The organism is Kiloniellales bacterium (genome assembly GCA_030064845.1).
Taxonomy (GTDB): domain Bacteria; phylum Pseudomonadota; class Alphaproteobacteria; order Kiloniellales; family JAKSDN01; genus JASJEC01.
The window spans coordinates 96,191-106,686 of the sequence record JASJEC010000014.1 but is presented as its reverse complement, the minus strand read 5'-3'; the positions used below and the strand labels follow the sequence as shown (position 1 = coordinate 106,686).

Here is a 10,496-nt window from a genome sequence, read left to right as displayed (position 1 = left end):
AGCACCGACATGGCCTTGTCGCGGATCGCCGCCTTGCCCTGGGTCTGGCCGACCGCGAGCGCCGGCACCTCCAGGTTCTCGAGGACCGTCATGCGGCGAAACGACCGGGTTACCTGGAAGGTCCGCCCCAGGCCGGCGCGCGCCACCTCATAGGGCTGCAATTGGTCGATCCGCTCGCCGTTCAGATAGACCGTGCCGCTGTTCGGCTTGATCGCGCCGTCGAGCACGTTGGTGAGCGTCGTCTTGCCCGCGCCGTTCGGGCCGATCAGGCCGATCAGCTCCGGGCCCTCGACCTCGAAGGTTACCCCTTTCAGCACGTGCAGGCCGCCGAAGCGCTTGTTGAGCCCGCTCACCTGGAGCTTGATCATCACGGCCGCTCCCCGGCGGGCTTGCCGCCGGACGGGGCGGCAACCCGCTTGGCCACGGTTTCTTGGGCGACGTGGCCGCGCTCGAAGTAGGTGATCATCGGCGCGATCAGGCCGTTGCGCGAGAACCGTAGGGTCAGCATGAGGATCACGCCGAAAACGACCAGGCGCCAGACCGTCATGTCCACGGTGACGCCGCCGATCTCGAAGGAGTTGCGCAGCATCTCCAGCACGAACTCGATCAGGATGGCGCCGATCGCGGCCGCGACGAAGTTCTCCACCCCGCCGATCACCGCCATGGCGACGACCAGGCTCATCTGCAGCAAGAAGAGATTGTTGGGCGTGATGATGCCGACGTAGTGCGCCTGCACCGCGCCCGCGGCGGCGGCCATCATGGTGGTGACGACGAAGACCAGCACCTTGTAGCGCGTGGTGTTGACGCCGAGCGCCGCCGCGGCGTCCTGATCCTCGCGCAGGGCCCGCACGAAGAGGCCGAATTTGGAGCGCGACAGCCAGGCCAGGATGGCGAGGCAGGCCAAAAGCAAAAAGAACATCACGAAGTAGGGCGGGATCTTGTCCGTCTTGTCGAAGGTGGCGCCGAAGATCGTCAGGCCGTCCTCGAAGAGGTGGGGCAGCTCGAGACCCGCCTGACCGCGCGTGATCTGCAACTCGGCGGAGATCGTGGCGCGCAGGATCTCGGCGAAACCCAGGGTGAAGAGCGCGAGATAGGCCGCCCGCAGGCGCAGCACCAAAAGGCCGACCAGCAGACCGAAGACGCCGCCCATGATCGTGCCGAGCAGGATCCCGACCCAGACCGACATGCCCGTCACCTGGACGCTGCCGTCCCAGGCGGCGAGCGCCTGTCGCAGGCAGTCCTGGGTCAGGGTGGTGGAGGTCACGCCGATCGGGTTGACGATCACCAGGTAGCTGTCGCCGATGGCAAACTCGGTGCAGAGGTTGGTCGGCTCGGGGGATATATATAGGTAGTGGCAGAACAGGGCCGTTGTATAGGCGCCGATGCCCATGAAACCCATGTGCCCGAAGGAGAACTGACCGGCGTAACCGGCGAGCATCGACCAGCTCGACGCCAGGATGGCGTAGAAAAAGGCGGTGATGCAGATGTGCATGATGTAGTCGTAGTCGGCACCGCCATAGATGAACGGGAAGGCCGCGAAGAACAGGACGAGCAGCAGGCCAGCAGCTTGGGGAACCTGTTGACGGGTCATAGCTTGCCGTGGGTCCCGCTTGCGTATCTGCGGCCGAACAGGCCGGTCGGGCGCAGCAGAAGGGTCAGGGTGAGCACGATCATGCCGTAGGCCGGGATGTAGGAAGCCGCCTTCTGCGCGTCGGGAATGCAGCCCGTGCCGGCCGCCTCTACCAGGCCCACGATGATGCCGCCGAGAAAGGCCCCGGGCAGAGAGCCGAGGCCGCCGAGGACGACGATCACGAAGGAGCGCATGGCCGGGATGTTGCCGACTTGAGGCAGCCAGGAGAAGGCCTGGACCAGCATGGCGCCGGCCAGCGCCGCGATCATACCGCCGAGGGCGAAGGCCAGCATGTTCATGCGGTCGGGGTTGATGCCGGCGATCGAGGCCGCTTCACGGTCCTGGCTGACCGCGCGGAGCGCCTTGCCGGTCCAGGTCCTGTAGAGAAAAGCCATGAGGCCGAGCAGCACCAGGATGCACATGATCGCCGCGACGAAACGTGGGTTGCTGATCGAGACGGTCTCGAACAGCTCCAGGTTGCCGCGGCTCGACTTCAGCAGCCAAGGATCCTCGGCCGACGGCAGGCGCAGGCGGGGAAAGTCGATGAAGCGCTGCGCCTTGACCGGGTTGGCGCCGGCGATCCCGAGAACGAAGTACTGCACGGTAAAGGCCAGACCGAAGGTGACGAGGATGCCGTATTCGACCGGCCGCTCGATCTTGCCTTCGTACATCGGGGTCAGGAACAGCCGCTCGAAGACGGCGCCGAGCAGGAAGGCCACGAGGCAGGCGGCGAGAATGCCGACCAGAGGCCCCGCGCCGGGCAGCCAGACGGCGGTGGAGTAGTAGAGCACCATGCCGCCTACCATGTAGAACTCGCCGTGGGCGAAGCTGACCACGCCCAGGATCGAGAAGATCAAGGTCAGGCCGAGCGCCATGAAGCCGTAGATAATGCCGATGATCAGGCCATTGACGAACTGCGAGGCCACGAAGCTGCCGTTGGCGACGCAGTTGTTGTCCGGATCGGCGAAGGCGAAGGCGGCGGCGATCAAGGTGACGGCAAGCAAAGCCGGGGCAATGGTGAAGCGGTTGCTGAGCTCCGGCGCCTTGATCCAGAGCGGCACCAGGCCGACAGGCCCCGTGGCCGCGCCCATCATGGCGCCGACGAAGTTCGCGTTGGAAGTATCCAGGTCCCGGCGCAGGTAGACGAAGCGGGTTCCCAGGGCGCCGGTGATGCCCCAGAAAGCCATCCAGGCTATGACACCCCAGAAGATGCCAGGCGTTTCCATGCCTGCCCCCGCTACTCTTTAGGACCGGGCCCCGGTCGCGCCGCGCCGCCGTCAACGCGGCCGGCCGGCGGCGCGGCCTCCTAGGCCGCGCCGCCGTGGCTCCGCCCTAAGCGCGCATCACCGGCTTACTTGACCCATATCGCCTTGCCGGTCTGGTAGGTCTCGGGATAGACGATCGCCGCGTCGACCGAACTCTCGCCCTCCTTCTGGTACTGGACGACGGTCATCGCCGGATCGGGCCACTGGTGCCACCACTCGTCACCCTTGCCGTCCGCGCTCGGGTCTTTCTTGGTCCCGTAGGGGAAGTAGATCTTCCCGAGCACGCCGTTGTAAGTGATGTTCTCCAGTGCGTCGACGATCGCGCCGCCTTCGGTCGAGCCGGCCTCGTTGATCGCCTGGGCCAGGATCGCGATGGAGTCGTAGGCCTCGAGCGCATAGCTCTCGACCGCCTTCTTGCCGGTCTTGGCCTTGTAGGCCGCGGCGAACTTCTTGGCCTCCTCCGTATAGAGGCTCTCGGGCACGCCGATGCGCTGGATGAAGGCCATGTTGCCGTCGGGCACGTTCTCCCAGTAGGCGCGGCTTTCCAGGCCCTCCTGGTTGGTCATGAAGGCCACGTCCATCGGTCCGATGCCGGCGTCCGCCGCCTGCTGGGTGATGTTGTAGCCCGCCTCGCCGGTCGCCAGCACGATGATCATGTCGGGTCTTTCGGCCTTCATGCGCTCGACGATGCCGGCGAAGTCCTGGGTGCCGATGTCGACACTGAAGGTGACCGCCTCGACGCCTTCGCTCTTCAGACCCTCGGTCGTTTCCTGCGCCGCGGGTATGCCGTAGTCGGTATTTTCGGTCAGGATCGTGACCTTCTTGATCCCCGGCTTGGTCAACGCGAACTTCCAGATCACGGCCGAGGCCCAGGAGCTCAGGGGCGCGATCCGGAAGATGTGCTTCTGCTTGTCGCCGGTGATCGTGTCGTTCCACGTCTCGGCGAAGACCACGGGAATGCCCCGCGCGTCGGCCACGTCCTTGGAGGCCACGCCGACCGAGCTGTGGTAGCCGCCGCCGACGGCGACCACGCCGTCCTGGGTGATCAGCTTCTCCATGACAGCCGCGGCCTTTTCCGGCAGGCCTTCCGTATCGGCGATCACCACCTCGACCTCGCAGCCGAGCACGCCGCCAGCCGCGTTGATATCGTCCTGGGCCAGCAGCATGGCGTCGCGCATCGCTTCGCCACCGATCACGGTGCCCGGGGTGGAGAGCGGCGCGAGGCCGCCCAGCTTGATCGGGCAGTCCGCGGCCTGCACGCCGAGGCTGGAGGCCGCCAGGCCAATGAGCCCCGCGACCAGTGAAAGTCCGAGTTTCTTCATGGGAAATCCCCCTGTTTCAGATCTGTTGCTTATCGTTTTTCTATGCAACGGCCTTGTAACGGTGCCAGAACATCGAAAAACGCGCAAGGAGACCGGGGTGAGGCGTTACGGGCCGGCCTCGAGGATCATGTCCGCCGCCTTCTCGCCGATCATCACGATGGCCGCGTTGGTGTTGCCCGAGACGACCCTCGGCATGACCGCGCCGTCCGCGACCCTGAGCCGGTCGACGCCGATCACCTTGAGCTCGGGGGTGACCACCGCCTGCTCGTCCACGCCCATCGCGCAGGTGCTGGTCGGGTGGTAGATCGTCGTCGCGATGCTGCGGATGTAAGCCAGCCACTCGGCGTCGCTGGCCACCGCGGGACCGGGAGAGACCTCCTCGGCCAGGTAGGGCTTCATCGCCTCGGCCTGCAGGATCGCGCGCATCTTCTTCATGCCTTCCACCATGGTCCGCCGGTCGGTCTCGGCGGAGAGGTAGTTCGGCCGAATCGCGGGCGTGGCGGAGGGATCGGCGCTCTTGATGTGGACCGTCCCCCGGCTTTCCGGCCGGAGCTGGCAGACCGAAGCGGTGAAGCCCGAGAAGTCGTGCAGGGCCTGGCCCATCTTGTCGGTGCTGAACAGCAGGAAGTGGATCTGGATGTCCGGTGTCGCCAGCTCCGGGCCGGTCTTGTAGAAGGCCGCACCGCAGCCCGCGCTGATCGTGAGCGGACCCTTGCGTTCAAAGATGTAGCGCAGGCCGATCCCGACGCGGCGGAACAGGTTGTTGTATTGGTCGTTGATCGTGATCGGCTGCTTGCAGCGCAGGATCAGGCGCGCCTGGAGGTGGTCTTGCAGGTTCTCCCCCACGAAAGGCGCATCGTGGACCACCGGGATCCCGAGCGGTTGCAGCTGGCTGCCCGCCCCCACGCCGGACAGCTCCAGCAGTTGGGGTGAGTTGAAGGCGCCGCCGCAGAGGATCACCTCGCCCTCTGCCGAGGCGCTTTTCAGCGTACCGTCCTGGCGGAACTCGACGCCCTTGGCGGTCTTACCCTCGAAGATGACCCGGGTCGCCTGGGCCTGGGTCTCGACCCGCAGGTTGGCGCGCCCGCGGGCCGGCTTGAGGTAGCCCTTCGCCGTGCTGCAGCGCACGCCGTTGCGCGAGGTCATCTGGTAGTAGCCCATGCCTTCCTGGCTGGCACCGTTGAAGTCCGCGTTGCGCGGGATGCCGAGCTCTTCCCCGGCGGCGATGAATGCGTCGGCCAGCGGATGGGTCTCCGACTGGTCCGAGACGGCGAGCGGCCCGCCGGCGCCGTGATAGTCGTCGGCGCCGTGGACCTGGTCCTCGGCACGGCGGAAGTAGGGCAGCACGTCCTCGTAGGACCAGCCGGTGTTGCCGAGCTGGCGCCAGAGGTCGAAGTCCTCCTTCTGGCCGCGAATGTAGATCAGCCCGTTGATCGAGCTGGAGCCGCCGAGCACCTTACCGCGCGGCTGAAAGATGCGGCGGCCGTCGAGCCCCGGCTCGGGCTCGGTCTCGTACATCCAGTTCACGTTGCGGTCGGTGAAGAGCTTGGAGTAGCCGAGCGGAATATGGATCCAGAGGTTGCGGTCGGGCCCGCCCGCCTCGAGCAACAGCACCTTGTGACGGCCCGAGGCGCTCAGGCGGTTGGCCAGCACACAGCCGGCCGAGCCGGCGCCGACCACGATATAGTCGAAGCTGCCGATCGACTGGCTGCCGTCAGGCATGCCCGCCACCGGCCAGGCGGCCTAAGAGAACACGCCTCATCGCAGGCAGAAGAAGTTCAGCTTGTTGCCGTCCGGGTCGCGGAAGTAGCCGGCGTAGAACTCCAGCGGCGCGTTGGTCCGCGGGCCGGGCGGGCCGTCGTCGGTCGCGCCGAGCTCGATTGCCCTGGCGTGGAGCCGGTCGACCTCGGCGGGGTTCGCAGCGGCCAACGAAACCATCGATCCGTTGCCCACCGTGGCGGGCTTGCCGTCGTGGGGCTGGGCCACGCAGAAGAAGGGCGTGCCCTCGGCGCCGGCCCAGAGGATCACCCGGTCGACCTCCATCGCGCGTTTGCCGCCGACTTCGGCGAGCAGCGCGTCGTAGAAGGCCGCGGACTTTGCGAGGTCGTTCGTGCCGATGATTGTGTAGGCGATCATGCTTGCCTCCCCTGTCTCGTTGACGTGACCGCTTGGCGCGATCCAGGCCTTTCCGCGCGTGAAACAGCTTCAATTGCGCGGCCCTTAGCCTAGAGCAGATCGCGGTCAAATGGAATCGCCTGAGGCGATCCATTTGCCGCGTGGATCCGCTCTAACTATTGATGTAGAGCGGATTCACGCATTCAAACGGGATCAGAAAGTGATCCCGTTTGAATGCGATCCGCTCTAGCAAGATCGCGAAGCCTTGTCGTCGGCGACGTCGGGAGCCCCAGCTGTCGAGGCGGCCTTGCGGCCGCGCGCCGCCAGCCAGGCTTCCCGGTAGATCACGAAGAGACCGCTCGCGACGATGATCGCGGCGCCGGTCAGGGTGGTCCAGGGGGGCACCTCCTGCCAGACCAGGAAGCCGATGACCGCGGCGAAGATCAGGGCGAGGTACTCGAAAGGCGTGAGCAGGCTGGCCTCGGCGTAGCGGAACGAGGCGGTCATGAGGTATTGCGCCAGGCCGCCGATCAGGCCGAGGGACACGAGGACCAGGAGATCCAAGGGCTCCGGCGTGCGCCAGCCGAAGATCAGGACCAGCGCCCCGGCGACCAGCGTGCCGGTGGAATTGTAGTAGAGCGCGATGGTGGCGGTCGCCTCGCTGCGGCTCAGGCGACGGATCCAGATCGAGACCAGGGCGCTGAAGACGGCCGAGGCCACGGCCGCCATGATCCCGAGCCCGAGCACCGCGCCGGTCGGATCGGTGATCACGAAGACCCCGACGAAACCGACCAGAACCGCCGTCCAGCGCCGCGGCCCGACCGCCTCGCCCAGGATCGGCACCGAGAGCGCGGTCACGAAGATCGGCGCGGCGTAGAAGATCGCGGTCGCCTCGGCCAGCGGGATCTCGGTGATCGCGAAGAAGAATAGCCCGATGCCGCAGACCCCGAAGCCCGAGCGCAGGGCGTGGTCGAGGGGACGCCGGGTGCGCAGCGCCGCGACGCCGCCCGCCCGGCGCAGGAAGTAGAGGATCGGCGGCAGGGCGAAGAGAAAGCGGAAGAAGAGGATCTGGCTGACCGGATAGGCCTCGCCGAGCCACTTCACCATGGCCGTCAGGATAGAGAGCAAGGCCAAGGAGGCGAGCGCCAGGCCGATGCCGAACAGCGGCCGGTTGCGCCGCCGGTCCGGGGTCTCGGCCCGCTGCATCGGGCGCCCCTTAGCCTATGGATCCGAGAGCGGACAGGCTAGTGAGGACGCGATCACGGCGTGATGCAAACTCAACACTCTCCGCTCCGGCAGGCCGCTGAAAACGTGCACAGCCGCAACCATCACCCTTCGACAGGCTCAGGGTGAGGGTGACTTGTTTCAGGAATTGAACCTCATCCTGAGCTTGTCGAAGGGTGACTGTCATCAAAGTCTCAGGCGTCTTTCTGCAAGCGCCTAGGGCGAGACCCGGCTTTGCAGCGGCTCGCCGCGGATCCAGCGCTCCAGGTTGTCGGCGAAGCGCTCGGCGAAGAGCCCTGGCCAGCGCGTGACGTTGTCCGAGGCGTGCGGCGTGACGAAGACCCGGTCGAAGGACCAGAGCGGGCTGTCGGGCGGCAGCGGCTCGGTCTCGAAGACGTCGAGATAGGCGGCGCCCAAATGGCCCGACTCGAGGGCCGCGATCAGGGCCGGCTCGTCGACCACCGGGCCGCGCGCCGTGTTGATCAGCATGGCGCCGGGCTTCATCGCCGCCAGGGCGGCGCGATCGATGGTGTGGCGGGTCTCCTCTGTCAGGCGCAGGTGGAGGCTGACCACGTCGGCCCGGCCCAGGAGGTCGGGCAGGGCTTCCGGCGGATGCATCTCTTCGACCGAGGGATGGGGCGCGCCGCTCCGCCGCGTGCCCAGCACGCGCATGCCGAGCGCCTTGGCGTTGTCCGCGAGGTAGCCGCCAATCGCGCCGACGCCGACGACCAGCAGGGTCTGATCCGACAAGGGGCGGAACGGGATCGGCCGCCAGGTCACGGCGCGCTGCTGGTCGCGGTAGCTGAGCAGGTTGCCGTTCAGCATCAGCATCGCGCCGGTCGCCGTCTCGGCCAGGAAGCGCGCGAGCACGCCGGCGCCGTTGGTCACCGTGACCCGCTCGGCGTCCCAGGGGATCACGTGCTCGTAGCCCGAGCCGCCGACGTGGAACCAGCGGACCGAGGGGAACGCGATGGCGGCCTTGTGGACGTCGCCAGCAAAACCGCTGTCCTTGATCGAGAAGACGACCTCGGGACGGACACGCTCCAGGGTCTCGCCGATCGCCTCGGTCGAGGAGGCGTAGGTCACCGGCAGGTCTGGGAAACGAGGCTCCAAGACCTCCCGTATGTCGCGGGTGTCGCTGAACAGCACGAGAACTTTGGGCGTGCCCGGCTGGGACGTGCTCATGGCGCTTGCCTCCGACTGCCGGAAGATCCTGCGCCCATTGATCAGCGCCCGGAGCCGGGGCGCAAGGAGAAACCGCGCAGCGGCGGCGCCGCGCGGCGCTACATGACAATTTCACTGGATGGCGGAAGCGCCCTGGTGTACAGGCCGAAAGGCTTTAGCTTTCAAGAAGGCCGAACAGGCGGGAACGCTGACACCGTGTCCGAACCCAAGAACGTCCTCCTGATCACCGCCGACCAGTGGCGGGGCGACTGCCTCTCCGCGCTCGGGCACCCCTGCGTCAAGACGCCCCATCTCGACCGTCTCGCCGCCGACGGCGTGCTGTTCCGGCGCCACTACGCGCAGACCGTGCCCTGCGGGCCGAGCCGGGCGTCGCTGCTGACCGGGATGTATCTCCAGAACCACCGCTCGGTTGCCAACGGCACGCCGCTCGACCGGCGCCACACCAACATTGCCCTGGAGGCCCGCAAGGCGGGCTACGAGCCCGTGCTGATCGGCTACACGGACACCAGCGCCGACCCGCGGGACCTTGCGGCCGGCGACCCCGCCCTGTCGCGCTACGAGAGCGTCCTGCCCGGGATGACCCCGGTGATCTGGATCACCGACGAGAACCTGCCGTGGGTCGCCGACCTGGAAGCCAAGGGCTACGACATACCGCCCGGCCATCACGGCGTGTTCCGGCCCCGGGCGGATACCTCCGCCGCCAATGAGCGCGGCTCCACCTTCGCGCCCGCGCTCTACAAGGCCGAGGACAGCATGACCGCCTTCCTGACCGACGAGGCGATCAAGTACACCGCGGTCCGCCGCGACCGGCCCTGGTTCCTTCACCTCTCTTATCTCTCGCCGCACCCGCCCTTCGTCGCGCCGGAACCCTACAACGCGCTCTACGAGCCCGACGCCGTGCCCGGCCTGCTGCGCCGCGACGACATGGAACTGGAGGCCGCCCAGCACCCCTGGCTCGCCTACCGCATCCCGGTCCAGGGCGGCGCAGGCCCGACAGCGGGACTGAAACAGGGTCGCACGCCGGACCTGCCGGAGCACCACCAGCGGCAGATCCGCGCCACCTACTACGGCATGATCTCGGAGGTCGACGCCCAGCTCGGCCGACTGATCGCGGCGCTCGAGGAGCAGGGCGTCTACGAGCGCACCCTGATCGTCTTCACAACCGATCACGGCGAGCAGCTCGGCGATCACTGGCTCTACGGCAAGCTGGGCTACTTCGAGCAGTCCTACCACATCCCCCTGATCCTGCGGGCGCCCGGCACGCCGCCGGGCGGCGACGTCACGGCCTTCACCGAGAGCGTCGACGTCATGCCGACGGTCCTCGACTGGCTCGGGCTGGAGGCGCCCAGCCAGTGCGACGGTCAGTCGCTGCTGCCGCTCAGCCGGGGCGAGCGCCCGGCGAACTGGCGCGAGGAAGCCCACTGGGAGTATGACTTCCGGGACCTCATGCACCGGCGCTCGGAGCGCGCGCTCGGCCTGACGCCCGACCAGTGCAGCCTCAACGTGATTCGCGGCGAGCGCTACAAGTACGTCCACTTCACCGCCCTGCCGCCGCTCTTCTTCGACCTCCAGGAGGACCCCGGCGAGTTCACCAACCTGGCGGACGACCCGGCCTACCTGCCCCTCGTGCTGGAGTACGCGCAGAAGATACTATCCTGGCGCATGCTGCACGACGAGCGCGTGCTGGCCAACCAGATGCTGACCCCAGGTGGACGCATCGAGCACCGGGGCCCCCGTAGCTAGAGCCGGGAAGAC

General features: G+C 67.2%; 9 protein-coding genes. 1 reads left to right on the top strand and 8 read right to left on the bottom strand.

Features of this window, described 5'->3' with window-relative positions:
• The 8 genes from QNJ67_07985 to QNJ67_07950 all read right to left on the bottom strand — a co-directional run.
• On the bottom strand, positions 1–368 hold a 368-nt coding region (locus QNJ67_07985), incomplete at its 3' end, for an ATP-binding cassette domain-containing protein (GenBank protein MDJ0608904.1).
• Positions 368–1,591 (bottom strand): branched-chain amino acid ABC transporter permease, encoded by a 1,224-nt coding sequence (locus tag QNJ67_07980; GenBank protein ID MDJ0608903.1) that lies wholly within the window; start codon positions 1,589–1,591, stop codon positions 368–370. The genes QNJ67_07985 and QNJ67_07980, both read right to left, overlap by 1 nt.
• Positions 1,588–2,856 (bottom strand): branched-chain amino acid ABC transporter permease, encoded by a 1,269-nt coding sequence (locus tag QNJ67_07975; GenBank protein ID MDJ0608902.1) that lies wholly within the window; start codon positions 2,854–2,856, stop codon positions 1,588–1,590. The genes QNJ67_07980 and QNJ67_07975 overlap by 4 nt, the downstream gene beginning before the upstream one ends.
• A gap of 125 nt (positions 2,857–2,981) precedes the next feature.
• A complete protein-coding gene (locus QNJ67_07970; protein MDJ0608901.1) occupies positions 2,982–4,217 on the bottom strand; it encodes an ABC transporter substrate-binding protein in 1,236 nt (411 codons plus the stop codon).
• A 105-nt stretch (positions 4,218–4,322) separates the two neighbouring features.
• Positions 4,323–5,939, bottom strand: coding sequence for a choline dehydrogenase (locus QNJ67_07965; GenBank protein ID MDJ0608900.1), 1,617 nt, complete (start codon positions 5,937–5,939; stop codon positions 4,323–4,325).
• Between the two features lie 36 nt (positions 5,940–5,975).
• Positions 5,976–6,353, bottom strand: a complete 378-nt coding sequence (locus QNJ67_07960) for a VOC family protein (GenBank protein ID MDJ0608899.1) — start codon at positions 6,351–6,353, stop codon at positions 5,976–5,978.
• Between the two features lie 225 nt (positions 6,354–6,578).
• Positions 6,579–7,538, bottom strand: coding sequence for a DMT family transporter (locus QNJ67_07955; GenBank protein ID MDJ0608898.1), 960 nt, complete (start codon positions 7,536–7,538; stop codon positions 6,579–6,581).
• A gap of 234 nt (positions 7,539–7,772) precedes the next feature.
• The gene (locus tag QNJ67_07950) at positions 7,773–8,741 is read right to left on the bottom strand and encodes a D-2-hydroxyacid dehydrogenase (protein MDJ0608897.1); all 969 of its coding nucleotides are present in this window, start codon (positions 8,739–8,741) and stop codon (positions 7,773–7,775) included.
• Between the two features lie 195 nt (positions 8,742–8,936).
• On the opposite strand from QNJ67_07950, the gene QNJ67_07945 reads away from it, so the two are divergent.
• A complete protein-coding gene (locus QNJ67_07945; protein ID MDJ0608896.1) occupies positions 8,937–10,484 on the top strand; it encodes an alkaline phosphatase family protein in 1,548 nt (515 codons plus the stop codon).
• The last annotated feature ends 12 nt before the right edge of the window (positions 10,485–10,496 follow it).

What these genes read in the sequence shown, in the direction of transcription:
- QNJ67_07980 (MDJ0608903.1), bottom strand. Translation starts at nt 1,591, where the DNA reads ATGACCCGTCAACAGGTTCCCCAAGCTGCTGGCCTGCTGCTCGTCCTG.
- QNJ67_07975 (MDJ0608902.1), bottom strand. Translation starts at nt 2,856, where the DNA reads ATGGAAACGCCTGGCATCTTCTGGGGTGTCATAGCCTGGATGGCTTTC.
- QNJ67_07970 (MDJ0608901.1), bottom strand. Translation starts at nt 4,217, where the DNA reads ATGAAGAAACTCGGACTTTCACTGGTCGCGGGGCTCATTGGCCTGGCG.
- QNJ67_07965 (MDJ0608900.1), bottom strand. Translation starts at nt 5,939, where the DNA reads ATGCCTGACGGCAGCCAGTCGATCGGCAGCTTCGACTATATCGTGGTC.
- QNJ67_07960 (MDJ0608899.1), bottom strand. Translation starts at nt 6,353, where the DNA reads ATGATCGCCTACACAATCATCGGCACGAACGACCTCGCAAAGTCCGCG.
- QNJ67_07955 (MDJ0608898.1), bottom strand. Translation starts at nt 7,538, where the DNA reads ATGCAGCGGGCCGAGACCCCGGACCGGCGGCGCAACCGGCCGCTGTTC.
- QNJ67_07950 (MDJ0608897.1), bottom strand. Translation starts at nt 8,741, where the DNA reads ATGAGCACGTCCCAGCCGGGCACGCCCAAAGTTCTCGTGCTGTTCAGC.